This window comes from Priestia sp. YIM B13489, assembly GCF_042787645.1.
Classification (GTDB): domain Bacteria; phylum Bacillota; class Bacilli; order Bacillales; family Bacillaceae_H; genus Priestia; species Priestia megaterium.
In genome coordinates this window covers 3,478,428-3,503,623 of the sequence record NZ_JBHZOQ010000053.1, presented here as the reverse complement: position 1 = coordinate 3,503,623, position 25,196 = coordinate 3,478,428, and the positions used below count along the sequence as shown (strand labels likewise).

The following is a 25,196-nucleotide window of genomic DNA, read 5'->3' as shown; positions in this document are numbered from 1 at the left end:
CTTATCCCACCATTCCCATTAAATATACAACCGTGAAAATAAAGACCCACACAACATCGATAAAGTGCCAGTATAAACTTGCGACATAATATTTAGGAGCGTTATATAAGTTTAACCCCCGCTTTGCATTTCGAATCATCAAAGAACCAATCCAAAGCAATCCGAACGTTACGTGAGCTCCGTGGGTCCCAACCAGCGCATAGAAAGAAGAACCGAATGCGCTGCTTGTAAACGTATGCCCTTCATGAACATAATGCCTGAACTCATAAATTTCTAGCCCTAAAAACGCTAAACCTAAAAGCCACGTAACGCCTAACCATAGCTGCATCTTTTTAAATTCAAAATTTTTCATATGATACATAGCATATACGCTTGTTAGTGAACTTGTTAATAAAATCATGGTGGCTGCAAAAACAAGCTTAATATCAAACAATTCTTCTGGCTTAGGTCCTGACATCGTTGAATTACGTAAAGCTAAATAAGTAGCAAAAAGTGAAGCAAACAAAACCGTCTCTCCGCCTAAAAAGAGCCAAAAGCCAGTAAATTTATTTTTCCCTTCAAGCGTTGCTTTTTCAGGCGAAGCAGGGAAAGTTTCAGCAGTTAGCTTTTGTTCAGTCTCCATTACATCTTCGCCTCCTTGTCATCATCAACTAAGTCTTCTTTGTGAATATGGAAGCCGTGATCATCAATCCATGAACGGAAGAACATTGATAAAAACATGACGATCATTCCGATAATCCCTACAATATCTCCCCACGCATGATCATTTCGATACAAAAAGCCCATCCCTGCAATAAACATTCCAAGCGATATCATAAATGGAATAAACGACGAGTTTGGCATATGAATATCACCAAGAGGTTCGGCTGGCGTCATTTCTTTATTTCCTGCCATTTTTTCAATCCAATATGCATCTAACCCGCGTACAAGCGGCGTTTGTTTAAAGTTATACTCTGGAGGCGGAGATGAAATAGCCCATTCTAATGTACGTCCGTCTCCCCAAGGGTCTCCTCCTACCCTTTGTCCTTTGGCAGTTGTTTTTATAATATTAACCAGTAAAATGAGCGTAGCAACCGCCATGAAAGCAGCTCCTGATGAACTGATTGCATTCCCAAGGTCGAGACCTTGATTAGGCAAGAACGTCCATACGCGGCGAGGCATCCCCATTAGGCCTAAGAAATGCTGAATAAAGAACGTTAAGTGGAAACCAATCAAAAAGAGCCAGAACGTTGCTTTGCTTAACTTTTCATCTAACATCTTCCCAAACATTTTTGGCCACCAGTATGTGACACCTGCTAATATAGCGTATACGACACCGCCTACGATAACGTAATGGAAGTGGGCAACGATAAAATAAGAATCTTGAAATTGATAATCTGCAGGTGCTACAGCTGCCATAACTCCTGTTACTCCCCCGATAACAAACGATGGAATAAAGGCGACAGCATACAGCATTGGAGACGTAAACTCAATACTTCCTCCCCAAAGCGTAAACAGCCAGTTAAAAATTTTAATTCCAGTTGGAACGGCGATAGCCATCGTAGCGACAGCAAAAATGGCATTTGCAATTGGACCAAGTCCGGTTGTAAACATGTGGTGAGCCCACACCATGAACCCTAAAAATCCGATTAATACGGTAGCAAAAACCATCGACGAGTACCCGAATAATCTCTTTCTTGAAAAAGTAGGTAAAATTTCAGAGAAAACACCAAACGCTGGAAGAATTAAAATATATACTTCCGGATGACCGAATATCCAGAAAAGATGTTCCCAGATAATGGTGTTCCCACCCATTGTGGCGTCAAAAAAGTTTCCCCCGAATAAGCGGTCAAAAATCATTAAGAACAATCCAACCGTTAGCGCTGGAAACGCAAACAAAATAAGAGCTGATGCAACAAACGTCGTCCACGTAAACAGCGGCATACGCATATAAGTCATACCTGGCGCCCTCATGTTAATGATTGTCACGAGAAAGTTGATACCTGAAATCAATGTCCCGGCTCCGGAAATCTGCAAACCTATCGCATAAAAATCAATTCCGTGACCAGGTGATGCAATAGACAGCGAAGCATATGATGTCCACCCTGCATCAGGTGCTCCTCCTAAAAACCAGCTTAGATTTAAAAAGAGTCCCCCAAAGGCAAACAACCAAAAACCTAACAAATTTAAAAATGGAAATGCTACATCTCGAGCTCCAATTTGCAGCGGAACAACTGCATTCATCATGGCAAAAAGAAGCGGCATTGCGGCTAAGAAAATCATTGTTGTTCCATGCATTGTTAAAATTTCATTATACGTTCCTGCACTAACAAAGTCATTGCTTGGTATAGCCAGCTGAATACGTATAAATAGCGCTTCCACTCCTCCGACTAGAAAAAAGATACCGCCGGCGATTAAATAAAGAATGGCGATTTTCTTATGGTCAACGGTTGTCATAAAATCCCAAATTGTTCCACCTACACCCTTCTTTTGACTGAGTGTACTCATCGCTAAACCTCCCCTTTTAAAAACGACTGGACGTTTATTTTTCTTTTAAACTCATTAAATAGTCTGCTAGCTCATTCACTTGTTCATCTGTTAAGTCAGGATATGTACCACTCATCTTATTACCCGGCTTAACTTTTTCAGGGTCTTTTAACCATTTTTTGATATTTTCCTTGTTGTGAGGAAGCACCCCAGCTACACGCTCACGTTCAGAAAAACCGGCTAAGTTTGGTGCTTGACGAGCTTGCTCTGGACGATTGTCTTTGACGTCAACAGCATGACATCCGATACAGCTTTCATTAAAGACCTCTTGACCAGCTTTTGCGGATGCTGTTTCTACATCAGGCTTTGCCTTTTTCAAATCTTTTGCCCACGTATCAAATTCATCGCTTGATACAGCCCGTACTTTAAAGTCCATAAGAGAATGAGATGGACCGCAAAGCTCAGCACATTTTCCGTAGAAAACCCCGTTAGCTTCCTTCGATTTCTTAGAATCAAACACTAGCCAGAATTTATTATCATTTTCTGTGTTAGCATCGAGCTTTCCTCCAACTGAAGGAATCCAGAATGAGTGCTTGACGTCAGAAGCTTTAATGTTAAAGTAGACTTTTTTATCCGTTGGAACAACTAGATCTTGCGATGTAATAATTTTTTGATTAGGATACTCAAATTCCCACCAGTACAAGTTAGCGCGCACATTTACTACGACAGCATCTTTGTCCTTCATTCCTTTTACATCCGCTAGCTTAAATGTTGAGATAACCGTTGGAACAGTCAAAATAATCAGCAGCAAGATAGGAATCACTGTCCATATAATTTCTAACTTTCTGCTTCCCTCTACTTGCTTTGGAATCACATTTTCTTCGCCTTTACGACGACGAAAGCGCAGAATAACAAATATAAAGATAATGGTGACAACAATAATAACTAAAACCATGATGGCTGTACTAAGCAGCATAAGCGAATATTGTTCTTCAGCTACCTCACCTGCAGGCTTAAGTGTCGACAAAAACGGTTTTCCACAGGCCGATAACACGAATGCAAGCAACGTAAATAACGACAAAACACGAAAGTTCAATCGCCATTTTTTCATACCATTCCCCAACCTCTCTTTCATTGACGTGATTTCATCTATGCCCTCTTGAGCATAAAACTTATTCCTTCTATAATGAATTCTACATGTAGAAGAAATCCCCCTTGTGCAGTGTCGCATTCAGTGAAAGATTTTATCTAGGCAAAAAGCGTTGCGACAATCATTGAGACAAATAAAATAGTTAAATAGTTTAGTGAGTAGACAAACATCATGCTAGCCCACTTTGTGTCTTCTTGTTTATTGTATTGAGCAAATCCTAAAAATAGCCATCCTATGTTTAAAACAGTGGCCAAAATTAGAAATGGAGTGCCTAATTGGTATAAATAAAGAGGTAATGGCAACAAACAAGCAATCCAAATGAGAATCTGTCGTTTTGTCAGCTCAAACCCGTGTACAACAGGCAACATAGGGATTCCCGCTGCCCGGTATTCTTCACATCTTCGCATAGCAAGAGCTAGAAAATGAGGGGGCTGCCAAATAAACATGATTAAAAATAATACCCAAGCCACTACATGTAAATTGGGATCGATAGCGGCCCATCCAATTAAAGGCGGGACAGCTCCTGATATACTTCCGATTACTGTATTAATTGTGTATAGTCTTTTGGACCACATGGTGTAAAGAACTACATATGTAAGTATTCCTGCTAATCCAATGAGAGCGGCTACTGAAGAAACAACTAGTAGCATAAGCAAGCCGGTTAACGTAAAACCGATTCCAATCCCAAGGACCGTCAAAGGTGTAAAACTCCCTGTCACTGTAGGTCGTCCCTTTGTTCGTTCCATTAGAGGGTCAATGTCACGATCTATGTAATTGTTCAAACTGCATGAACCGGCGATGATAAGTGAAGAACCTATTAAAGTAAAAAATGCTTTATCCAGGTTTTCTAAGAAGTGTTGTTCGTTGAAGAAAAGAGCTAGCCAAAAACCAGTAAAGGTGGTGATGAAATTCGAGTTGACTATTCCAATTTTAATCGTAGCTAAAAAATCTGACCAAACGGAACTATTTTCGCTTACATGAGCTGTGTTAGGCGATGCAGAAAGCGTTGAATCTTCCACCATTTTTGAATCTTCCATGGCGCTTCCTCCTTTACTCATCCACAGACTTTTATCTATCTAGTAAATAAAGAGTCTACAAATGAAGGCGTTTTCAACATATTTTTACAAAAATCTCCTCTTTGTTCAAAAAGAAGTCATATTCCTCTCACCAAAGCTACTTAAAAGCTTCACATGTAAACGGTAAAATAGTAGAGAAATATCTATTTCTCATGTTTATTAAACCATATTTTGCCGTTACTTTGTGAAGAATTCATGAAAAAAATATGGATTTTTTTTGTCATGAGCTAAATGCATGTCCCTGTCACTTGTTAAAAGATATTTGTGCAAGTAAAATAGTTTTCTGTACGGTACCTTTTACATATCTGCAGAGTCAAACTCATGAATAAACCTTACACTTTCTACCATTATAACAAATTCAATCAAGTTTATGGAGAATAAATGAAATTTATGTTTAATATACAAAAAGATTAGGATAAATTGTTTAGCTCGTTATATTACTTACTTTGCTTTTAGGATGGTGATTATTGTGCGACTTGGATTAAAATTTTTATCCGTTGTGACGAGCATGGCCATGTTACTTATTCTGCTTGGCGGTGCCCTTGTCACGAAAACTGGTTCAGCAGACGGGTGCGGAGATTCTTGGCCTCTGTGTAATGGACAGCTCATTCCTGACCCTTTAACATTTGAAACCGTTGTTGAATTAAGCCACCGCTTAGTTTCTGGCGTGTCAGGCTTTCTTGTGCTCGCTTTATGCGTATGGGCATGGATTTCACTAGGGCATATAAAAGAAGTTAGACCTTTAGCGTTTATCTCTTTTTTCTTCCTAGTACTGCAAGCATTAATTGGGGCCGCTGCCGTTATGTGGGGACAATCAGATGCAGTGCTTGCTCTTCATTTTGGTATTTCTCTTATTTCGTTTGCTTCTGTGCTGCTGTTAACACTTATTATCTTTGAAGTGGATCAAAAGCTCGACGCAACTAATATGCAGCTAGGCTCTAAAATGAAAAAACATATTTACGGGGTTATCTTGTACACATATGCCGTTGTGTACACGGGCGCGCTTGTTCGCCATAAAGAAGCTAGCTTAGCTTGTCCAGACGTTCCATTTTGTTCAAACGGAAACGGTTGGCTGCCTGTTGATTTGAATCAGTGGATTCAAATGGGACATCGATTCGCTGCTGTTTTAACGTTTGTATGGATTTTAGCCGCCTTTATCCATGCAGTTAAATATTATCGCCATCAAAAAAATATTTTTTACGGATGGTTAGCTGCTCTCATTCTAGTTACTTTTCAGGCGGTTTCCGGTATGCTTGTTGTTGTCACACGTTTGCAGCTAGAGCTCGCGCTTGCTCATTCTTTAATTATCTCTTTCCTATTCGGTGTATTAAGCTACTTAACCTTACTTGCAACGCGCCATACACATAATTGATCAAAAAAGGTACGAGCTCAGAGCTCGCACCTTTTTTGATCAGCTTTCTAATTCAATTAATAAATCTCCCGGCTGAATGCCATCTCCACTCGACACGTGTACTTGTTTAATCACGCCGTCAAATGGTGCTTGCACGGTTGTTTCCATTTTCATTGCTTCTGTGATCATTAAGTGATCACCTTTTGAGACTTTATCGCCTTTTTCTACTACTACTCGAATAACGGTTCCAGGCATTGAAGCGCCGATGTGGGCCGGATTTGCTTGATCGGCTTTTTGTTTTGCCGTAACGGTTGTTTTAACACTTTCGTCTTTAATCACGACTTCACGAGGCTGACCGTTCAATTCAAAGTATACTGCTCGCGTACCGTCTGCCTGCGGTTCTCCAATGGATACAAGGCGAACAATTAAGGTTTTTCCTTTTTCAATCTCAATTTCAACCTCTTCTCCTAAACGCATGCCGTATAGGAAAGTCGGGGTATCAAGAACAGAAATGTCCCCGTATTGTTCGACTGCTTTGTGATAATCCATAAATACTTTTGGATACAGCGCATAAGCAATGGCATCAAAACTCGTTACTTGACGATTTAAGTCTTTAAACAGCTTTTCTTTCACTGCATCAAAGTCCACATCTTCTAACAGTTCTCCAGGACGAACTGTAATAGGTTTTCTGCCTTTTAGAATGATGCGCTGAAGCTCTTTAGGGAATCCCCCGTGAGGCTGTCCTAAATACCCTTCAAACAATTCAATAACTGAATCCGGGAAGTCAAGCGTTTCACCGCGCTCAAACAGCGTTTCTTCTGTCAAGTTGTTTTGAACCATAAACAATGCCATATCTCCAACTACTTTTGATGATGGCGTAACTTTTACAATATCACCAAATAACAAATTCACGCGTGAATACATATCTTTTACTTCATCCCAGCGGTTTCCTAAACCAACTGCTTTTGCTTGTTGCTGTAAGTTGCTATATTGACCGCCTGGCATTTCATGCACATATACTTCTGTATGAGGAGCGTTCATGCCGCTTTCGAAGTCTTGGTAATATTTTCGCACGTCTTCCCAATAGTAAGAAAGCTCTTCTAGATTTTTAATATCTAGATTTGGTCTGCGGTCCGCACCTTCTAATGCGTAATAAAGAGAGTTAGCACTTGGCTGAGACGTTAAGCCTGCCATTGAGCTTACGGCTACGTCTACAATGTCTACACCTGCTTCAATTGCTTTTGCATACGTGTATACACCGTTTCCGCTTGTATCATGCGTATGAAGGTGGATTGGAATATTAACCGTTTCTTTTAGAGCCGATACTAAATCATAAGCTGCCTGTGGTTTTAAAAGGCCCGCCATATCTTTAATGCCCAGGATATGTGCTCCAGATTGCTCAAGCTCTTTTGCTAAGTTCTTGTAGTAATCCAAATCATACTTACGGCGCGTCGGATCTAAAATATCACCTGTATAACACATTGCTGCTTCTGCAATCTTTCCTGTTTGACGAACGGAGTCAATTGCAAGAGTCATTCCTTGCACCCAGTTTAAGCTGTCAAAGATACGGAAAACATCAATACCTGCATAAGCTGATTTTTCAACAAATTCTTTAATTACATTATCAGGATAGTTTTTATATCCAACCGCATTTGACGCGCGAAGAAGCATTTGGAAAAGAACGTTTGGCGCTTGTTGACGTAAAGTAAGCAAGCGATCCCACGGATCTTCTTTTAAGAATCGATAAGCGACATCAAACGTTGCTCCCCCCCACATTTCCATAGAAAATAAATCTGGAAGCAAGCGTGCAGTTGGGTTAGCTACTTGTTTTAAGTCATTTGTACGAATACGCGTTGCTAAAAGAGACTGATGGCCATCACGGAAGGTTGTATCCGTTAATAGCACTTCCTTGCGTTCTTTCACCCAATTTACTAGCCCTTCAGCGCCTTTTTCATCTAAAATCTGCTTTGTTCCGTTTTGAATTGGTTTGCTTATATCCACACTAGGAACGCGCGGTTTTGTAAAGATTGGCTTTTTCTTTTCCGATACACCTGGGAATCCGTTTACCGTAACATTCCCAATGTATGTAAGCATTTTAGTTCCGCGGTCTTTTCGCTTCGGGAAAACAAAAAGTTCAGGCGTTGTATCAATAAATGATGTATCATAAGCACCTGTTAAGAACTTATCATGCTTCACTACATTTTCAAGGAACGGAATATTGGTTTTAATTCCACGAATACGAAATTCTTTTAAGTTCCGTACCATTTTTGATGCGGCTTGATCGAATGTTAATGCCCATGTTGTTACTTTTACTAACAGTGAATCATAATAAGGCGTAATTACAGCACCTTGGAAACTGTTTCCCGTATCTAAACGTACGCCAAAACCGCCACCAGAACGATAAGCCATAATCTTACCCGTATCCGGCATAAAATTGTTTAACGGATCTTCTGTCGTTACACGAGATTGAATCGCATATCCATGTACGTGAATTTGATCTTGTGCAGGAATGGATACTTCCTTGCTGTGAAGCGCGTAGCCGTCTGCAATTAAAATTTGCGATTGAACGATATCAATACCTGTAATCATTTCAGTAATTGTGTGCTCTACTTGAACACGTGGATTTACTTCAATAAAATAAAAATCGTTTCCTGATACTAAAAATTCTACTGTACCAGCATTTATGTACTGCACTTTTTCCATCAGCTGCACAGCTGCTTCACAAATGCGGAGACGTAAGTCTTCATCTATAGAAACACTTGGTGCTACTTCTACTACTTTTTGGTGACGGCGCTGCACAGAACAGTCGCGTTCATAAAGATGCACAACATTTCCTTGTTCATCACCTAAAATTTGCACTTCAATATGTTTTGGATTTTCAACTAGTTTCTCGACATACACTTCATCATTACCAAAAGCAGCTTTTGCTTCTGATTTAGCACGGTCATAAGATTCGTTCAGGCTGTCTGCATCGCGAACGATACGCATGCCTCGACCGCCTCCGCCCAAAGCAGCTTTGATCATTAGAGGATATCCATGCTGATTAGCAAATTCTTTTGCTTCGTCAATTGAATCAATAGGACCATCCGTACCAGGAATAACGGGAATATCTGCTTGAATAGCCTGATGACGTGCTTTTACTTTATCCCCAAACATATCAAGATGCTTGGATTTTGGACCAATAAAAATAATGCCTTCTTCTTCGCAACGTTTCGCAAATTGGATATTTTCTGACAAAAAACCATAGCCAGGGTGAATAGCATCTACATCATGAGACTTAGCAATGTCGATGATGCCTTCTATATCTAAATAAGCATCAATCGGTTTTTTCTCCGCTCCTACTAAGTAGGCTTCATCCGCTTTGTAACGGTGATAAGAACCTGCGTCTTCCTTAGAATAAATTGCAACAGTCCGAATATTCAGTTCAGTACATGCTCGAAATACACGAATCGCAATTTCTCCTCGGTTTGCTACTAATACTTTTTTGATTTTTTTAGTTACAAAACTCATGTTGCTAATCTCCTCTCAATTTCGTATAAACTTCAATATATAGCAAAATTGGATAAAAGAAAAGCAAAAATCAATGGAAACTGATAAAATTCCAATAAATTTTTGCTTTTTTTACACAATTTTTTTACGAAAATCAATCGCTTGTTGTCGATGTATTGTTCGGATGTAGCACAATACTTTCCGTATTTTTCTGTTTTTTATTTTGATAATTTACGAAAAAAGAAATATTTACAATAATTCCCATAGATACCATCAGCGTTAGCAGGGAAGACCCTCCATAACTGATAAACGGAAGCGTGACGCCGGTAATCGGAATGAGTCCCGTAAGTCCTCCAAGGTTAATGCCTGTTTGAATACCTATCATACTGGCTACTCCAATACAAATCATGCTAGCAAACGGATCATGAGATTTTTTAGCCAGCATTAAAATCCTGAAAATTAAGAAGCCTAAAAGGCCCAGCACGAGCATAACTCCAAAGAACCCTAATTCTTCTGCAATAATAGCCATAATGAAATCGGTATGGGGCTCCGGAAGATAACCATACTTTTGTACACTCTCTCCTAAACCAAGGCCTTTTAAGCCTCCTGTACCTATTGCTAAATATGAATTAACCAGCTGATAACCGGTTCCTTGAGCATTGGTAAACGGATCTGATGCACCGGTAAAACGGCCAATTCGATTGGCAGTAAACTGACCTGTAAAAAAACCAATCGTAATAATTACCGTAAGCAAAATGATACCTAGTGCTAGCATGCGGAAAAAGGTTTTTTTAGAGATTCCCGAACATAGCATAATGGTAACAGCAATAGCAAAAATAATTGATCCCGTTCCAAGGTCAGGCTGAATAGCTACAAAGCCTAATATTAGAAATACAAGACCCATAGGTCCAAAAAAAGCTTTTTTGATGTTATCAATATACTCTTGCCTTTTAGACAAAACATACGATAAGTATAAAATGACAACGAGCTTGGCATACTCAGCCGGCTGCATGTTTGCCCCGCCAAGCTGCAGCCAACTTTGCGCATTGTTACTCGTATGTCCCATTACAAACACAAGCAAAAGCAGTACAAAAATGCCTAGAATCGCATAAGGCAGTATTTTAGGATACAGCTTGTAAGGTGTTAGCATTGTTAAAATGAACAATACAAGCGTAAAAGCAAGCCACATTTTTTGTCTGTTGTAAAAGAAATCGCTTGACGTATGATATCTTGTAATACTTACAATCATACTTGAACTGTAAACCATAACTAGTCCAACCGCACAAAGAAGCAGCACTGGAATTACAATTGAATAGTCAAAATGCCTAAATATTTTTTTTACCATAACCCTCTTCCTTTAAAAATGACGTGTTTCTGTTTCGTTTCATTTTTTATGTACAAATTTGAGTAAATTAGGAAATTTCAACCACCTGTAATAAAAAACTCAAACTACGTTTGTATATAGTTTGAGTTTCGATCGCGTGATTTTTATTTTTTTGTAAACGCTTCATGCAGTGCAGAAAGTTCACGCTCGAGGCGGTCTAGCAATGTTTTTCCAACACGTTCATCAATTAAACCAAGACGAACTGCAAAATCAATTTCTCTTGATAAACCAAACATTTGTGTATCTAAAACCTCTTCATAAAGAGGACATTGTGGCATTGTTAAGTTATCCATTTGAACTTGAATTAATTGCAAAATCTTATCTGCATCAGCTTTTAACAACGCATACGCTTTTTCACGATGATCTATCATTGTCTCAGGCGTCAAACTCAATCCCTCCGTTCGCGAGCGATTACCTAATCTATCTCTCAATTTTAAAGGCTATGCTCCAAAAAAGCAAGGATAAACATGTCCGTGAGGCTGGCCGTCTTTTTTATACTGTTACTTTCTCAAAACCGTTACCATAGATGTAGGAAATTTCGCACTTTCGTTGACCTTTACATTATATCATACGAGAATCACTCTCAACTAAATTTTTTCATCAAAGTGACAAATAAGTAGAAAGCGCTTATACTTTTAGCAAGGGGGCATTTATGATGAATTCAATTATTATGTTAAAAGGAAAAGTAAAATATACGCTGACACTCGACCCAAGCGTGTGGATTTTCGATGACCGCAAGCTCGATATGGAGGTTTTCTTTGAACATCCACCGGAGCAAAAAGACGAAACAGAAGCGTACACAAAGGCTGTTTCGAAGCATTGGGACCGTGAAATTCAAGAGGGAGCCGTCTTTCCTCCTACGTTAAAAACCGAAAAGAAATTCAAAAAACAGGAGCTAGTAAATGGAACATTCGGCATTTTATTTGCACCTTTTCTAGCTAACGCTTCACCTACTGAAGAAGCTACCAACGTTTCATTTAAAACAAAAGACGCACTGATTTCTTTTTCATTAGAAGAAGCACAAAAACTAATCTTTGGTTTCAGCCAAGATGGAAAGCCTCTTAGAGAAGATGGGCCTATCTATGTCTATTTACCTGACGGATCCAACCGAAATAACCCTATTAAATATGTGGAAGAAATCATCGTTACATAACAAAAGAAGCGGGGTTCCAAAAGGAACCCCGCTTCTTTTAAAGAATATCAGCTGCTAATTGTGCTAGCCCGGAGCGCTCTCCTTTGATTAACCGGACGTGGCCCGATACTTTTTGCTCTTTAAACTTTTCAACTACGTACGTTAATCCGTTGTTATACTCATCTAAATAAGGATGATCAATTTGAGCCGGATCTCCCATAAGGACAATTTTACTCTTTTCCCCTACCCTTGTTAAAATTGTTTTAATTTCATGCTTCGTTAAATTTTGCGCTTCATCAATAATAATGAACTGCTCCGGAATGCTTCGGCCTCTTATATACGTCAAGGCTTCCACTTCTATTGAACTGAGCCCCGCTAGAATCGCATCCAGTTCTCCAGGTTTTTTAGTGTTGAATAAGTACTCTAGGTTATCATAAATTGGTTGCATCCATGGACGAAGCTTCTCCTGCTTTTCTCCTGGCAAGAATCCAATATCTTTCCCTAAAGGAACAATTGGACGAGCTACAAGTAGCTTTTTAAAACATCCTAGATCTTCCGTCTGCATAAGTCCTGAAGCTAAAGCAAGCAGCGTTTTACCCGTACCTGCCTTTCCAATTAACGTGACCAGTTGAACGTCGTCTCTAAGAAGAAGTTCTAAAGCCATAATTTGCTGAACATTTCGAGGTTTGATTCCCCAGATATGATCATATTCAAATAAAAGCTTTTTTACTTTCGTTGTTGTTTGATCGACAATGCCGATGGCTGATCCGGATCCCCCAAATGCATCTTTCATCACTAAGAATTGATTTGCAAAAAAGGAGTGGTTCGCAATTTGAGACGTTAGCAGCTCTCCTTTTTCGTAAAATTGACTCAGCAGTTCTTTTGCAATATAGACTTCCGAAAAGCCAGTATAAATACTATTGAATTCCACTACTCGATCACTTAAAAAATCTTCTGCTCTTAAGCCGATTGCGTCAGCCTTCACACGTACCAACACATCTTTACTCACTAGTATCACTTCACGTCCATCTTCTTTTGTTTCCTCTTCAAGAGATAGATTTTTAGCAACAGCTAAAATTCGATTATCATTTGTTTTTTCCACAAAGATTTCTTGAAGCTGTTGAAAAGAGCGATGATTGAGTTCAATTCGCAAATGGCCCCCATTTTCTAAAGGGATTTTCTCATATAACTTTCCATGTTGTCTCAAGTTATCAATGAGTTTGGATACCTGCCTTGCATTTCGTCCGACTTCATCCATATTTCTTTTTTTCGAATCAACTTCTTCTAGCACAACGGCCGGAATCACTACTTCGTTATCATCAAATGAAAAAATTGAATGCGGATCTTGTAATAAAACATTCGTATCTAATACATAAATTTTTCCCAATAATTCAGCCTCCTACTCCGATTGTTTTTCCTGTAAGGAGTGAAACAAGGCACCCATCCATTTATATACTATGTAACGCACATGTGTGAAGTGACCTTAAATGGACGGACCATTTTCTTTAAATATATGAACACGTGTATAAAGATAGAAGAACTATTAGAAACTAAATACAAATTACTACAAAAAATGAGTCATTCATAAGGAGGAGTCTCCCACATGAACAAATTTTTTCTATCCATTAGCTTATGTTTTATTACACTAACCGGCTGCAACAATAACCAAGCAGACGTTGAAGAAGGGCAAAAAACAGATCGAATTGTACAGGTCAAAAATTCATCTCCTGAACGCTCTCACAAGCGTACTGCTAATGAAATATCAGCTCATTTAGTTGAACTGGCTTCAAGCGTTCCGAATGTAAATGATGCTACTGCCATTGTGCTCGGTAAGTATGCAATCGTAGGCATTGACGTCGGCAAAGATATTGATCGTTCAGAAGTAAGTTCAATCAAATATACAGTTGCCGAAGGTCTGAAAGCTGATCCGTACGGTGCTAATTCTGTTGTTATTGCAGATCCTGATACGGTCGCTCGGCTAAAACAAATTGGAAATGAAATTCGCAAAGGTCGGCCGGTTACAGGATTTTTAGATGAATTAGCAGCCATTGTAAACCGAGTGATGCCCGAATTTGCAGAAGAAATTCGCCGAAATCCTAGCTCAACAGATACAAACAATCAAAAATTAAATAATAAACAAGAGCAAAATTTAAAGAATGAGCAGGAAAAACAATCTAATAATCACCTTCAAAAAAATGAATAAGAAAGTCGCTTAGCGGCAGGCTGCTGCTAAGCTTTTTTTATCGCTTCAATTACTTGCTTATCGAGTTTAGCAGCTGCTACTGGATCATAGGTCTTTTCATATGAAGGGTTTACTGAAATCTTAGAACCATAGAACATGACATCTCTTACTTCATTAATATCTAGTTCAATTAGCGTCAGCTTTAAAGCTACTCCTTCTAATTTTTCTTGCACTACCTCAGCTATTCCGCTGATTGAGTAACATGATTCATTAGCAAGAATATTTACCACTGCTTTATTCGTATGTTTAATGTTTTCTACAATCCTCGATTTGACATCTACGGCAAATCGAATTTTTTGTTTAGTCGGAGCTACTAACCACGAAATGGCACTAACATTTGGACCGTTTGTTTCAAAATCAATAGTTGAAATGGTTGCAAATCTCTCTGTCTGTAGCTCATCGTATAATGCATCTACTAGTTGAGTCTCGACTTCGTTGGCCATTTTCATCCCTCCTACTGTTTATGTACTTACTAGTTACTATCTTCGAGCTAACAAGCAAAATTACCTGCTTCTTTAGGAATGTTTTCCTATCGTTCCTTTTCTACTGAGAGATAGCACCGCAAAAAAACTTTATAAAACAAGAATTTTCGGCTAGAATGATGTATAGAGAAGTTGAGGTGATAGAAATGAGAGTACAATGTGTCATGTGCGATAAAATTGAAACAATTGAGGATGAAACGCTCGTGGCAAAACGACTGCGCAACCGTCCTATCCATACATATATGTGCAATGAATGTTCTGAACGGATTGAAAAACGAACAAAAGAACGCATAGCTACTGGAAACTTTAAACTATATGAGTCGAAAAAGACAGAGGAGGATTGGTAAGGTGCTCCGATTAGGAATAAGTATTGGCATGTTAAGCGGGATTATCCTTGGGTTATGTTTAAAATGGATAGAATGGCTAACCGGCAAACAAGTTTATACCCTTTTATTAAATGTTGATTTTATTCCTATCATTGGCCCTATTCAATGGCCTGAATGGGTAGAGTTTGTTTTTCATTTATTCATTGCCGCTGCAATTGGGATCGTTTTTGTTTACATAGTAGGTAAATTAAATAATATGTCTATTCGAAAAATCGTATTGTGTTCCTTTTTATTAACACTTCCAACCATTTCTTTGTATTTTCCATTGACGCTGCTTGCGCTCAAGCCTACGCCTGCGGTGGATGATGCAGTAGCGATTTTTTATTGGACAGCTGGCCATTTAATTTTCGCAGCCGCTCTTGTCTTCGGCTATATCATACTAAAAAGACGCTTGTAGCTACAAGCGTCTTTTCATGTAGTCTTTTATGAACCCAACGTGGAGTTTTGCTTCTTAGCCTGATACAGCCGTATTTTATAAATAATTAATACAAGCGCTGCAACCACAAGCCCTTCAGCTACAGGTAAAAAAATGCCTAAAAACGTTAAGATCGTACATCCAAAAGCTAAAAATAGATAAATAACCATAGATTTTAAAAGCGGTAGCTTCTTTGCAAACCCGAGTTTGTACACGAGAACAGATAGCCCTAAAATGGTAAAGTATAACAGCCACATTCCTATTTTTGCATGTTCATCTACTTGATACAGAGCTGCAAAAAATGAAAGGTGTTCTTTTACATCCATATTTCTTCCCCCTATTCCTTACTTTACATTATTCGATATAAGCCACCTTTTTCCTTTCCAAATCCCTCTTTTATAAAACGCTTTCAAAAAATAGAAAATTCTGATATAATAGATAAAAAACAAGCCGCTAGCAGATAGAGCTAACGACTTACTTTTTTTATTATTTCGTGTCAGCGTATTTTTTCTTTTTCGCTGCTTTTTCACGTTCATTTTTATCAAGAACTTTTTTACGTAGACGAATAGATTCTGGTGTGATTTCACAATATTCATCTTCGTTTAAATATTCAAGTGATTGCTCTAGAGACATAATACGAGGTTTTTTCATACCTGTTGTTTGATCTTTATTCGCAGAACGCATATTCGTCATTTGCTTCATTTTACAGATGTTAACAACGATATCATTTTCACGAGTGTGTTCTCCTACGATCATACCTTCGTATACTTCTGTACCTGGCTCAACGAAAATTGTACCGCGGTCTTCTACGCCTTGGATTCCATAAGTAGATGATTTACCGCTTTCCATAGAAACAAGCACACCTTGACGGCGACCTCCAACTTGACCTTGCTGCATTGGTTGGTAGCTATCAAATGAATGGTTAATGATACCGAATCCACGAGTTAACGATAAGAACTCAGTTGTATAACCGATTAAACCACGTGCAGGAACCATAAAGATCAGACGAACTTGACCGCTGCCGTTGTTAATCATATCAACCATTTCACCTTTACGAGCACCCATTGATTCCATAATAGAACCCGTATGTTCTTCAGGTACGTCGATTTGCACACGTTCAACTGGCTCACAGCGAACGCCATCAATTTCACGAACGATTACTTCAGGTTTTGATACCTGAATCTCATATCCTTCACGACGCATATTTTCAATTAAAATAGATAAATGAAGTTCTCCACGTCCTGAAACAACCCATACATCCGGTGAATCAGTATTTTCCACGCGTAAACTTACATCCGTCTCAAGTTCAGACATTAAGCGCTCTTCAATTTTACGAGATGTAACAAATTTACCTTCACGACCAGCAAACGGTGAATTGTTTACTAAGAACGTCATTTGTAAAGTAGGTTCATCAATACGTAAAATTGGCAGTGCATCTTGGTGGTCAAACGGACATACGGTTTCACCTACGTTGATGTCTTCCATTCCTGATACAGCGATCAGGTCTCCTGCTTTTGCTTCTTCGATTTCAACACGCTTTAAGCCTAGGAAACCGAATAATTTTGTTACACGGAATTGTTTTACCGTACCGTCAAGCTTCATTAATGCAACTTGCTGGCCTACTTTCATTGTTCCGCGGAATACGCGACCTACACCGATACGACCAAGATAGTCATTGTAGTCAAGCATTGCCACTTGGAATTGAAGTGGTTCGTCGCTGTTGTCTACCGGTGCTGGAATGTGCTCGATGATTGAGTCAAATAGAGATGACATGTTCTCATCTTGCTTTTCAGGATTCGTGCTAGCCGTTCCGTTGATTGCTGAAGCATAAACAACAGGGAACTCAATTTGTTCCTCGCTTGCACCTAGTTCAATAAATAAGTCAATTACTTCATCCACTACTTCAGTTGGACGAGCAAAGTCACGGTCAATTTTGTTAACAACAACAATCGGCGTTAAGTTTTGCTCTAATGCTTTTTTCAATACAAAGCGAGTTTGAGGCATACATCCTTCATATGCGTCTACTACAAGTAGAACACCGTCTACCATTTTCATAATACGCTCAACTTCTCCACCGAAGTCAGCATGTCCCGGCGTATCCATAATGTTGATACGCGTATCTTTATAATTAATAGCTGTGTTTTTCGCTAAAATTGTAATTCCACGCTCACGCTCAAGGTCATTTGAATCCATCGCACGTTCTTCAACATGCTCATTAGTACGGAATGTTCCGGACTGATGTAATAATTTATCTACTAACGTTGTTTTCCCATGGTCTACATGGGCAATAATGGCAATATTACGTAAATCTTTACGAATGTTCACGCATTTCACTCCTATGCTTGTAATAACTAAGCTATTATATCACACTAACTCTAGAATTGCAGAATGATTTTGTTGTACACTATAAATATCCGTTATAAATGGGAGGAATCAACATGAGAAACATTAAGTGGGTATTTGTTTTATATGCATTTATCGCAACTGCGGCAATTATGTCAATCGGCATATTTATCGGAGAAGGAAGCGCTCTCGGGGTCATTTTAGCTATCGCAGCTTTAATTGTTGTAATGGGCCTTGGCTTTACGACTAAGAAAAAAATGCGAGAAAAAGGGCAGCTGTAATTTTTTTGCGATGATTGAAAGCGTCATGGCCATTTGCAACATCAAAATGGTTCATGACGTTTTTTCATCACAAAATTCTTTGACTACACGTAAGTCTTCACTTCTATTTTATTTATTCCACTTTCCTTCAAGGTACGTACGAAAGATTTCGTCATGTAATGTTGGTTTGCTTACAAATACACTGCTTTTTTCAAGAATTTCTAACGGCTTTCCTTCTAAATCCGTCATAACTCCTCCAACTTCTTCAATCAATACTTTACCGGCAGCAAAGTCCCATGGAGCCAAACGTAGAGTAATGTATCCATCCAAGCGTCCAGCCGCTACGTAAGCAAGCTCAATAGCTGCGGATCCATATGAACGGGTCCCTCTTACTTTACGCACAAGCGGACTTAATACGGAAGGATCAATACGGCGGTTCTCAGTTACCCATGTTGCATTTAGGCTAATAATAGCTTGTTCAACTGGTACAGGTTCAAGTTTCGGCAATTGGATGTCATTCATAAACGCGCCCTGTCCTTTTAAAGCATGATACAGCTCATTATGAATAACATCATAAATATAACCTGCTTGTCCTACACCATTTTCAAATATACCGATAGAAATAGCAAAATTCCGCTGCTGATGAACAAAGTTCATCGTCCCGTCGATTGGATCGATAATCCAAATCGTTCCTTCTTCTGATTCAAGCTCTTCTCCATATCCTTCTTCTCCGAGAATATGATGTTCCGGAAAGGTTTCATTGATTTTTGAGATAAAAAACTGTTCGATTTCTTTATCCATATTTGTTACTAAATCATTTGGATTCGATTTCGTTTGAATGAGAAGTTCTTTACTAAACGACTGTTGAATTTTTTGTCCAGCTTCTTTTAGCCACTCTTTAACGTATGTATCGATTTCTTTCCAGCGTTGCGTCATCTCAATTCCCCCTCAAAAATACGTCTCTTATTTAAGCTTAAAAAAACCTCTGCAAGATGTCAATTAACAGAGCACGTGGGAGAAGAACTGCCGCTTCTTCTCCCACGTGCTCTGTTACCACTTATGAATCTGCTCATTCAGTTTAATCCTTTTTTACAGTTTACCCTTATTTGTTCTATTTTATTCCCGTATCTGCTACTGAAGAGATATCATTTCTTCACGAAGTTTCTCGAGCTTTCGCTTACATTTTTGTTTTTGTTCCTCATTATTCTCCATCATGGCTTCATATAACGTCGCTAACTCGTAATCTAACTCCAAACGAATTACACCTAATCTTTTTTGTCCATCATTCTTCTTATACATATTCACCACTTGTTTCATGTTTCAAACACCCCTCTCAAATTATTGAACCCGCTTATAGAAAACTAAATTTTCAGATATTTTGATTGATATAGTCTATGTCGAAACCTAATCTCATGTAACTAAATTGTGTGATTACCTATAAAAAAATGATAGACACGTTTTGACAAGCATATGCGAATTAATTGGTGTTTATGCTTTTCATGTGGTAGAATCTTCGCGTAAATCATACTTACTTGCATAGATGCACAGCAGCTATACATATTCACTAAAAAACGGAGGTTTCACATGGCATTCTCAGGATTTTCACAAGATGACTTTAACGTATTCCGTATCGAGGGACTTGATGCACGTATGGAAGCCATCAAGACAACGATACGCCCAAAATTCGAACAATTGAGCAATCATTTTGCTCCTACTCTTTCTTCACTGTGTGGAGATGAAATGTTCGTACACATTGCCAAACATGCACGAAGAACAGTTAACCCGCCAGCAGATACGTGGGTAGCCTTTGCTAACAGTAAACGCGGGTATAAAAAGCTCCCTCATTTTCAAATTGGCCTTTGGGAAACACATGTCTTTGTGTGGTTCGCCGTCATTTACGAATCACCTATTAAAGAACAATTTGGAAAGCTGCTAAAACAAAACATTGAGGAGATTCGTCAAAATATCCCAGCCTCGTTTGTTTGGTCAAAAGATCATACAAAACCTGATAGTGACAAAATGGGCGACTTATCTTCTGAAGACTTAGAGAGTTTGTTTGAACGTCTAGAGACGGTTAAAAAAGCTGAGATCCTATGCGGTATTACAATTCCAAAAGAAGAAGCGATTGCAATGAACGGCGAAGAATGGATAGCTCGTATTGAACAAACATTTCATACGGTAACTCCATTATATGAACTAACTAAAAAAGCATATGCATAATTTTAACGAATTGATATAAAAAAAATGGAGCCAAGCTTGGCTCCATTTTTTACATTTTTATGATGTCTCCAGAAGAAGCAGCCTTTGCTTTTTGAATCGTTCGATAAGAAGAGTATTTGCTTTGATCTTCAAAATCGTTACAGATTGTTTTTTCTTCTGCTTTACTTGGCACAATTTCTTTAAATCGGCGATAGACTGCCATTAGGTGATCACGCTCAATACCTTTTTCATAAGCTCGTTCAATGCTTTCAAAAAACTTCACTACATCAATAATTTCTTCTGTACTCCAATCAAGGGAGATAGGGTATTGATATTCCACTTCTCATCACTCCATTTATTTCTTCAATCTATGTATATCTATATTCTTAACTCTATCACAATCTATAATGTACACAAAATTTATTCTCTTTTCACACAAAAGAATTTCTCCTTTTTTTTCTTTTTATTTTCTCTTTAAAATATCTTTGCAAATGGGTTAATAAGTGCTATAATTCTTTTGTTTTATGGGGATTTTCAAAACATAAAGAACTATAAAATCATTAGTAATAAGCAGTTTACAATTACTTGTATTTTTTTAACTAAAAATTGTATTTATATTATCAAACAGTAGTAAACATACACGTTTCATTCATTTATATAATGGTTAAAATCAAGAAAACTGCCGAATAGCATTTCTGTTGAATTTCTTTTATAGAAAAAAGATGTGATATTTTAATATGTAGAATTCAACAGCCACTAGTTTTTGGTATATAAAATTGAATGCTGTAATTTGATAAAAAAACAATCAAAGTCCCTCTAAGCTTTGCTTAGAGGGACTGACAATTTATGATAAAAGAGGTGTATAGCAAAGTTGTCTTCTCAATTTTCAACTCCATTATTTACTGGATTGGTTAATCACGCTAAGAAAAACCCAACACAATTCCATATCCCTGGACATAAAAAAGGAAATGGAATGGATCCTGAATTCCGCTCATTTATTGGCGATGATGCTTTATCCATTGATTTAATTAATATCGGTCCTCTTGATGACCTTCACCAGCCAAAAGGCATTATCAAACAAGCGCAAGATTTAGCTGCAGAAGCATTCGGTGCTGACCATACTTTTTTCTCTGTTCAAGGAACGAGCGGAGCAATTATGGCAATGGTCATGGCGACATGTGGGCCTGGAGATAAAATTATCGTTCCTAGAAACGTGCATAAATCTGTTATGAGTGCGATTGTTTTTTCAGGAGCTACGCCTATTTTTATTCACCCTGAAATTGACGAAAATCTTGGCATTTCTCACGGTATTACATCGGACTCTGTAGAAAAAGCCTTAAAGCAGCACCCTGAAGCAAAAGCAGTGCTTGTTATCAATCCAACTTATTTTGGAATTTCCGGAGACCTTCGTAAAATCGTAGAAATTGCCCACTCGTATCAAGTTCCTGTACTTGTTGATGAAGCTCACGGCGTTCATATTCACTTCCATGATGATTTGCCTTTGTCTGCTATGCAGGCCGGCGCAGATATGGCAGCAACAAGCGTGCATAAATTAGGCGGCTCTATGACGCAAAGTTCAATTCTAAACATACGCGAAGGCTTAATTTCTCCAAAACGTGTACAGTCTATTTTAAGCATGCTGACAACAACATCAACATCTTATCTGCTGCTGGCTTCTTTAGATGTTGCACGAAAACGATTAGCTACAGAAGGAAAAGAGCTGGCTGAACGTGCAATTTCTCTTGCTGAAAAAGCACGAAGAGAAATTAATACCATTGAGCATATCCGATGTATAGGCAGAGAAATTTTAGGGACAAAAGCTACGTATGATTTAGACCCTACTAAATTAATTATTTCTGTTTCAGATTTAGGAATTACGGGCTATGACGTAGAAAAATGGATGCGTGAAGCTCATAATATCGAAGTTGAAATGTCTGACCTTTATAATATTCTATGTATTATCACGCCTGGAGATACAGAGGAAGACCTTTCACGTCTGATCATGGCTCTGCGTGAGTTATCTGCAAAATTCCATAATCTTTCTGAGACAACGGCAAAACCGGCTATTTTATTGCCTGATATTCCTGTATTGGCTTTAACACCTCGCGATGCTTTTTACGCTGAAACCGAAGTGGTACCTTTTCATGAATCGGCAGGCCGTATTATTGCGGAATTTGTGATGGTCTACCCTCCTGGTATTCCTATTTTTATTCCTGGGGAAATCATCACTGAGGAAAATTTAACCTACATTGAAACAAACTTAGAGGCAGGTTTACCTGTGCAGGGTCCGGAAGATTTTGAATTAAAAACATTTCGTGTCATTAAAGAACATAAAGCAATTCAATAAAAAAGGTGCGGAAATCCGCACCTTTTTTTATTGAATTAATCTAAATCTTCATCTGCCTTTTGACATTCTCCGCTTTTACATGTTGAGTATAATCGCGTCACTTTCTCATCTTCGAAATGATCAATTGTGCAGTTACATGTTTGACATACGATTGTTCCCATTTTGTAAACTCCCCTTTAACCGTCTTTTTTGTAAGCGTTTTACAACTCTTGATATTATATTATTATGTCACATTAAATATGTCAACAACTAATTAGTATGTCACATTAAAAATATTTTTCACATAAATGTTATATTTGTTTTCAAAAAGCTGAACGCTTAGCATCATCTCTATTTATATGAAAAACAATGTCTAATTTCACATCTATTTCAGCACTTTAAAATAATTAAGAAAAATAAGAATTTGTTCTCTTTCCGCTTTTTCTTACTAATAGGGTAGACATTTCATACAAACTTCACTAAAATGTATAACCATGTGGTTTCATGTATAGCTGAAAAGGCTATATGAAACACTATGTTATGTAAAATAGAATAGGAAAGGAGTGTTAATCGATGAAAAAACTGACTCCCGTTTTTATCATTTCGGTTATTATTGCTGCAGTATTTATCGTATGGGGTGTTATTCCGGAATCTACGCTAGGAAGCGCAGCGCTCACACCTGTTACATCGGCAATACATAGTTTTATCATCGAGAAATTTGGCTGGTATTATTTATTAGCGGCTACATTATTCTTGGTTTTTACGCTGTACTTAATTTTTTCAAAGTACGGAAACATTAAATTAGGTAAACCTGACGAAAAGCCTCAGTATGGTTATGTCTCGTGGTTTGCCATGTTATTTAGTGCTGGTATGGGGATTGGACTTGTATTCTGGGGTGTTTCAGAACCAATCAATCATTTTCATACTCCACCTTCTGGTGAAGGCGGTACAGCAGAATCAGCTCGTGCAGCTCTACGTTATTCGTTTTTCCACTGGGGTTTACATCCTTGGGCTATTTATTCCGTTCTTGCACTGGCCCTTGCATATTTTCAATTTAGAAAAGGTTATCCATTCATCATCAGCAATATTTTACGTCCACTATTAGGAAAACGTGTTGATGGACCTCTTGGAACGATCATAAACGTCATCGCCGTATTTGCAACTATTTTTGGGGTGGCAACGTCTCTAGGACTGGGCGCTATTCAAATTACCGGTGGAGCCTCTTACTTGTCGCCAAGTATTGACAATAATTTCACGACTCAATTAATTGTTATTATTATCGTGACGTTCTTGTTCATGCTGTCAGCACAGACGGGGCTGAACAAAGGTATTAAGTATTTGAGTAACATTAATATTGTTTTAGCTATTCTGCTAATGCTATTCTTGTTATTTGCAGGTCCAACCAACTTTATTATGGACTTATTCGTTACAACCATTGGCAGCTACATTCAAAACTTGCCGTCAATGAGTTTTCGATTGAGCCCGTTTGATAACAGCACCTGGGTTCAAGATTGGACAATTTTCTACTGGGCATGGTGGATCGCTTGGGCACCGTTCGTTGGTACGTTCATTGCTCGTATTTCACGAGGCAGAACCATTCGAGAATTTTTAATTGGTGTACTAGCTGTTCCGACCGTATTTGGTGGATTATGGTTTGCTGTATTCGGAGGTTCTGGGGTCTACTTAGACTTTTTTAAGGATCTTCCTGTTATGGATGTTATCAACAATAAAGGAACAGAAGTTGCTTTATTCTATGTACTTGAACAGTTTCCATTTGGTACGTTCATGTCCATTGTCGCTATTTGCTTAATTGCTACGTTCTTTATTACATCAGCTGACTCAGCTACATTTGTTTTAGGAATGCAGACAACAAATGGTGATCTAAATCCTTCAGGCTCTATTAAACTTACGTGGGGATTAATTCAATCGTTAACAGCAATCATTCTGCTTTGGACAGGTGGTTTGGACGCGCTCCAAACAGCTGCGATTATAGCAGCACTTCCATTCTCAATTGTGCTGGTGCTAACCGTCTTCTCATTAATGAAAGCATTTAAAGAAGAAGGCGCATTGAAAAGAGAAAAGAAATCTGTGTAAGACAAAAAAAGCGTTAGCTTATATAAGCTAACGCTTTTTTTATGCAATCTTACGCTGTGCAAAATAAAATTAGTTGATAACATGTCAAGCAGACAGCTGAAGTCGTACCCGTCATCATAAGCGCCAGTCTTTTAGATTTGACGTTCATTTCTGCTATGCCGTAAGCTAAATAAGCAAATACTAAAAATAAAATAATTTTAGATGTCAACTGATCACGTTTTGATAGCAATTCAACCAGTGAATAACCCACCCAAATAACAATGTGTAAGCTCCAAACGAAATACGTCTTCATAGCTCCTTCGCCGCCTTTTCATTCGTTATCCAAAAGAGCAATTCTTTTATCTACCTATAAGGAAAGCACGTCCCACTTCATATGTATGCATCTAGAGCTCATTTAAGAC

25 protein-coding genes are annotated in these 25,196 nt (G+C 38.3%); 9 read left to right on the top strand and 16 right to left on the bottom strand.

From position 1 onward, the window contains the following. Position 1: 1 nt before the first annotated feature. The 4 genes from ctaE to cyoE form a co-directional block, all read right to left on the bottom strand. Positions 2-622 (bottom strand): cytochrome c oxidase subunit III, encoded by a 621-nt coding sequence (gene ctaE, locus ACFX4W_RS23785; protein WP_013056081.1) that lies wholly within the window; start codon positions 620-622, stop codon positions 2-4. Next, on the bottom strand, positions 622-2,487 hold the full coding sequence (gene ctaD, locus ACFX4W_RS23780) for a cytochrome c oxidase subunit I (protein WP_043979522.1): 1,866 nt from the start codon (positions 2,485-2,487) through the stop codon (positions 622-624). The genes ctaE and ctaD overlap by 1 nt, the downstream gene beginning before the upstream one ends. Before the next feature lie 34 nt (positions 2,488-2,521). Next, the gene (gene coxB, locus ACFX4W_RS23775) at positions 2,522-3,577 is read right to left on the bottom strand and encodes a cytochrome c oxidase subunit II (RefSeq protein WP_016763448.1); all 1,056 of its coding nucleotides are present in this window, start codon (positions 3,575-3,577) and stop codon (positions 2,522-2,524) included. Between the two features lie 137 nt (positions 3,578-3,714). Continuing rightward, positions 3,715-4,653: a heme o synthase gene (gene cyoE, locus ACFX4W_RS23770; RefSeq protein WP_043979525.1), complete on the bottom strand. Its 939-nt coding sequence runs from the start codon at positions 4,651-4,653 to the stop codon at positions 3,715-3,717. A 508-nt stretch (positions 4,654-5,161) separates the two neighbouring features. Between cyoE and ACFX4W_RS23765 the strand changes: the two genes are divergently transcribed. After that, positions 5,162-6,064 carry a COX15/CtaA family protein gene (locus tag ACFX4W_RS23765; RefSeq protein WP_034653460.1) on the top strand — a complete coding sequence of 301 codons (903 nt, stop codon included), beginning with the start codon at positions 5,162-5,164 and terminating at the stop codon, positions 6,062-6,064. Between the two features lie 39 nt (positions 6,065-6,103). On the opposite strand, the gene pyc is transcribed toward ACFX4W_RS23765, so the two are convergent. From pyc to ACFX4W_RS23750, 3 genes are all read right to left on the bottom strand, one after another. After that, positions 6,104-9,553, bottom strand: a complete 3,450-nt coding sequence (pyc, locus tag ACFX4W_RS23760) for a pyruvate carboxylase (RefSeq protein ID WP_280559298.1) — start codon at positions 9,551-9,553, stop codon at positions 6,104-6,106. A 133-nt stretch (positions 9,554-9,686) separates the two neighbouring features. Further along, the gene (locus ACFX4W_RS23755; protein WP_280559297.1) at positions 9,687-10,877 is read right to left on the bottom strand and encodes an FtsW/RodA/SpoVE family cell cycle protein; all 1,191 of its coding nucleotides are present in this window, start codon (positions 10,875-10,877) and stop codon (positions 9,687-9,689) included. 143 nt (positions 10,878-11,020) lie between these two features. Continuing rightward, on the bottom strand, positions 11,021-11,287 hold the full coding sequence (locus ACFX4W_RS23750; RefSeq protein ID WP_370506486.1) for an Fpa/YlaN family protein: 267 nt from the start codon (positions 11,285-11,287) through the stop codon (positions 11,021-11,023). 281 nt (positions 11,288-11,568) lie between these two features. Between ACFX4W_RS23750 and ACFX4W_RS23745 the strand changes: the two genes are divergently transcribed. Beyond that, positions 11,569-12,069, top strand: a complete 501-nt coding sequence (locus ACFX4W_RS23745; RefSeq protein WP_013082306.1) for a hypothetical protein — start codon at positions 11,569-11,571, stop codon at positions 12,067-12,069. 37 nt (positions 12,070-12,106) lie between these two features. Here ACFX4W_RS23745 and ACFX4W_RS23740 read toward each other — a convergent pair whose 3' ends face one another. After that, positions 12,107-13,435 (bottom strand): PhoH family protein, encoded by a 1,329-nt coding sequence (locus tag ACFX4W_RS23740; protein WP_013056072.1) that lies wholly within the window; start codon positions 13,433-13,435, stop codon positions 12,107-12,109. Positions 13,436-13,651: 216 nt separating this feature from the next. On the opposite strand from ACFX4W_RS23740, the gene ACFX4W_RS23735 reads away from it, so the two are divergent. Beyond that, complete coding sequence (locus tag ACFX4W_RS23735; protein ID WP_013056071.1) at positions 13,652-14,251, top strand: YhcN/YlaJ family sporulation lipoprotein; 600 nt, start codon at positions 13,652-13,654, stop codon at positions 14,249-14,251. A 26-nt stretch (positions 14,252-14,277) separates the two neighbouring features. On the opposite strand, the gene ACFX4W_RS23730 is transcribed toward ACFX4W_RS23735, so the two are convergent. After that, positions 14,278-14,733, bottom strand: coding sequence for a pyridoxamine 5'-phosphate oxidase family protein (locus tag ACFX4W_RS23730; protein WP_013082304.1), 456 nt, complete (start codon positions 14,731-14,733; stop codon positions 14,278-14,280). A gap of 185 nt (positions 14,734-14,918) precedes the next feature. On the opposite strand from ACFX4W_RS23730, the gene ACFX4W_RS23725 reads away from it, so the two are divergent. Continuing rightward, on the top strand, positions 14,919-15,119 hold the full coding sequence (locus ACFX4W_RS23725; protein ID WP_013056069.1) for a YlaI family protein: 201 nt from the start codon (positions 14,919-14,921) through the stop codon (positions 15,117-15,119). Between the two features lies 1 nt (position 15,120). Further along, positions 15,121-15,555: a hypothetical protein gene (locus ACFX4W_RS23720; protein WP_043979532.1), complete on the top strand. Its 435-nt coding sequence runs from the start codon at positions 15,121-15,123 to the stop codon at positions 15,553-15,555. 26 nt (positions 15,556-15,581) lie between these two features. On the opposite strand, the gene ACFX4W_RS23715 is transcribed toward ACFX4W_RS23720, so the two are convergent. Together ACFX4W_RS23715 and typA are read right to left on the bottom strand one after the other, a co-directional pair. Beyond that, positions 15,582-15,899 (bottom strand): YlaH-like family protein, encoded by a 318-nt coding sequence (locus ACFX4W_RS23715; RefSeq protein ID WP_043979535.1) that lies wholly within the window; start codon positions 15,897-15,899, stop codon positions 15,582-15,584. A gap of 160 nt (positions 15,900-16,059) precedes the next feature. Then, positions 16,060-17,898 (bottom strand): translational GTPase TypA, encoded by a 1,839-nt coding sequence (gene typA / locus ACFX4W_RS23710; protein WP_028407947.1) that lies wholly within the window; start codon positions 17,896-17,898, stop codon positions 16,060-16,062. A 113-nt stretch (positions 17,899-18,011) separates the two neighbouring features. On the opposite strand from typA, the gene ACFX4W_RS23705 reads away from it, so the two are divergent. After that, the gene (locus tag ACFX4W_RS23705; RefSeq protein WP_016763441.1) at positions 18,012-18,197 is read left to right on the top strand and encodes a YlaF family protein; all 186 of its coding nucleotides are present in this window, start codon (positions 18,012-18,014) and stop codon (positions 18,195-18,197) included. A gap of 108 nt (positions 18,198-18,305) precedes the next feature. Here the strand turns inward: ACFX4W_RS23705 and ACFX4W_RS23700 are convergent, their stop codons facing one another. Together ACFX4W_RS23700 and ACFX4W_RS23695 are read right to left on the bottom strand one after the other, a co-directional pair. Continuing rightward, a complete protein-coding gene (locus tag ACFX4W_RS23700; protein WP_016763440.1) occupies positions 18,306-19,112 on the bottom strand; it encodes an inositol monophosphatase family protein in 807 nt (268 codons plus the stop codon). A gap of 195 nt (positions 19,113-19,307) precedes the next feature. Beyond that, on the bottom strand, positions 19,308-19,493 hold the full coding sequence (locus ACFX4W_RS23695; protein WP_013056063.1) for a hypothetical protein: 186 nt from the start codon (positions 19,491-19,493) through the stop codon (positions 19,308-19,310). A gap of 267 nt (positions 19,494-19,760) precedes the next feature. On the opposite strand from ACFX4W_RS23695, the gene ACFX4W_RS23690 reads away from it, so the two are divergent. Then, a complete protein-coding gene (locus ACFX4W_RS23690) occupies positions 19,761-20,396 on the top strand; it encodes a YktB family protein (RefSeq protein WP_013056062.1) in 636 nt (211 codons plus the stop codon). Between the two features lie 49 nt (positions 20,397-20,445). Here ACFX4W_RS23690 and ACFX4W_RS23685 read toward each other — a convergent pair whose 3' ends face one another. Continuing rightward, positions 20,446-20,715: a UPF0223 family protein gene (locus ACFX4W_RS23685; protein ID WP_013056061.1), complete on the bottom strand. Its 270-nt coding sequence runs from the start codon at positions 20,713-20,715 to the stop codon at positions 20,446-20,448. A 531-nt stretch (positions 20,716-21,246) separates the two neighbouring features. Here ACFX4W_RS23685 and ACFX4W_RS23680 point away from each other — a divergent pair. Further along, positions 21,247-22,722 (top strand): aminotransferase class I/II-fold pyridoxal phosphate-dependent enzyme, encoded by a 1,476-nt coding sequence (locus ACFX4W_RS23680; protein ID WP_043979540.1) that lies wholly within the window; start codon positions 21,247-21,249, stop codon positions 22,720-22,722. A gap of 35 nt (positions 22,723-22,757) precedes the next feature. Here ACFX4W_RS23680 and ACFX4W_RS23675 read toward each other — a convergent pair whose 3' ends face one another. Further along, the gene (locus ACFX4W_RS23675; protein ID WP_013056059.1) at positions 22,758-22,883 is read right to left on the bottom strand and encodes a GapA-binding peptide SR1P; all 126 of its coding nucleotides are present in this window, start codon (positions 22,881-22,883) and stop codon (positions 22,758-22,760) included. Between the two features lie 391 nt (positions 22,884-23,274). On the opposite strand from ACFX4W_RS23675, the gene ACFX4W_RS23670 reads away from it, so the two are divergent. After that, positions 23,275-24,795, top strand: coding sequence for a glycine betaine uptake BCCT transporter (locus tag ACFX4W_RS23670; protein WP_057241788.1), 1,521 nt, complete (start codon positions 23,275-23,277; stop codon positions 24,793-24,795). A gap of 49 nt (positions 24,796-24,844) precedes the next feature. Here ACFX4W_RS23670 and ACFX4W_RS23665 read toward each other — a convergent pair whose 3' ends face one another. Continuing rightward, positions 24,845-25,087 (bottom strand): hypothetical protein, encoded by a 243-nt coding sequence (locus tag ACFX4W_RS23665; RefSeq protein WP_043979546.1) that lies wholly within the window; start codon positions 25,085-25,087, stop codon positions 24,845-24,847. Positions 25,088-25,196 lie beyond the last annotated feature (109 nt).

Bases quoted from the DNA above. Each gene is read 5' to 3' on its own strand.
- ctaE (WP_013056081.1), bottom strand. From the start codon at position 622: ATGGAGACTGAACAAAAGCTAACTGCTGAAACTTTCCCTGCTTCGCCT.
- ctaD (WP_043979522.1), bottom strand. From the start codon at position 2,487: ATGAGTACACTCAGTCAAAAGAAGGGTGTAGGTGGAACAATTTGGGAT.
- coxB (WP_016763448.1), bottom strand. From the start codon at position 3,577: ATGAAAAAATGGCGATTGAACTTTCGTGTTTTGTCGTTATTTACGTTG.
- cyoE (WP_043979525.1), bottom strand. From the start codon at position 4,653: ATGGAAGATTCAAAAATGGTGGAAGATTCAACGCTTTCTGCATCGCCT.
- pyc (WP_280559298.1), bottom strand. From the start codon at position 9,553: ATGAGTTTTGTAACTAAAAAAATCAAAAAAGTATTAGTAGCAAACCGA.
- ACFX4W_RS23755 (WP_280559297.1), bottom strand. From the start codon at position 10,877: ATGGTAAAAAAAATATTTAGGCATTTTGACTATTCAATTGTAATTCCA.
- ACFX4W_RS23750 (WP_370506486.1), bottom strand. From the start codon at position 11,287: ATGATAGATCATCGTGAAAAAGCGTATGCGTTGTTAAAAGCTGATGCA.
- ACFX4W_RS23745 (WP_013082306.1), top strand. From the start codon at position 11,569: ATGATGAATTCAATTATTATGTTAAAAGGAAAAGTAAAATATACGCTG.
- ACFX4W_RS23735 (WP_013056071.1), top strand. From the start codon at position 13,652: ATGAACAAATTTTTTCTATCCATTAGCTTATGTTTTATTACACTAACC.
- ACFX4W_RS23730 (WP_013082304.1), bottom strand. From the start codon at position 14,733: ATGGCCAACGAAGTCGAGACTCAACTAGTAGATGCATTATACGATGAG.
- ACFX4W_RS23725 (WP_013056069.1), top strand. From the start codon at position 14,919: ATGAGAGTACAATGTGTCATGTGCGATAAAATTGAAACAATTGAGGAT.
- ACFX4W_RS23715 (WP_043979535.1), bottom strand. From the start codon at position 15,899: ATGGATGTAAAAGAACACCTTTCATTTTTTGCAGCTCTGTATCAAGTA.
- ACFX4W_RS23705 (WP_016763441.1), top strand. From the start codon at position 18,012: ATGAGAAACATTAAGTGGGTATTTGTTTTATATGCATTTATCGCAACT.
- ACFX4W_RS23700 (WP_016763440.1), bottom strand. From the start codon at position 19,112: ATGACGCAACGCTGGAAAGAAATCGATACATACGTTAAAGAGTGGCTA.
- ACFX4W_RS23695 (WP_013056063.1), bottom strand. From the start codon at position 19,493: ATGAAACAAGTGGTGAATATGTATAAGAAGAATGATGGACAAAAAAGA.
- ACFX4W_RS23690 (WP_013056062.1), top strand. From the start codon at position 19,761: ATGGCATTCTCAGGATTTTCACAAGATGACTTTAACGTATTCCGTATC.
- ACFX4W_RS23675 (WP_013056059.1), bottom strand. From the start codon at position 22,883: ATGGGAACAATCGTATGTCAAACATGTAACTGCACAATTGATCATTTC.
- ACFX4W_RS23670 (WP_057241788.1), top strand. From the start codon at position 23,275: ATGAAAAAACTGACTCCCGTTTTTATCATTTCGGTTATTATTGCTGCA.
- ACFX4W_RS23665 (WP_043979546.1), bottom strand. From the start codon at position 25,087: ATGAAGACGTATTTCGTTTGGAGCTTACACATTGTTATTTGGGTGGGT.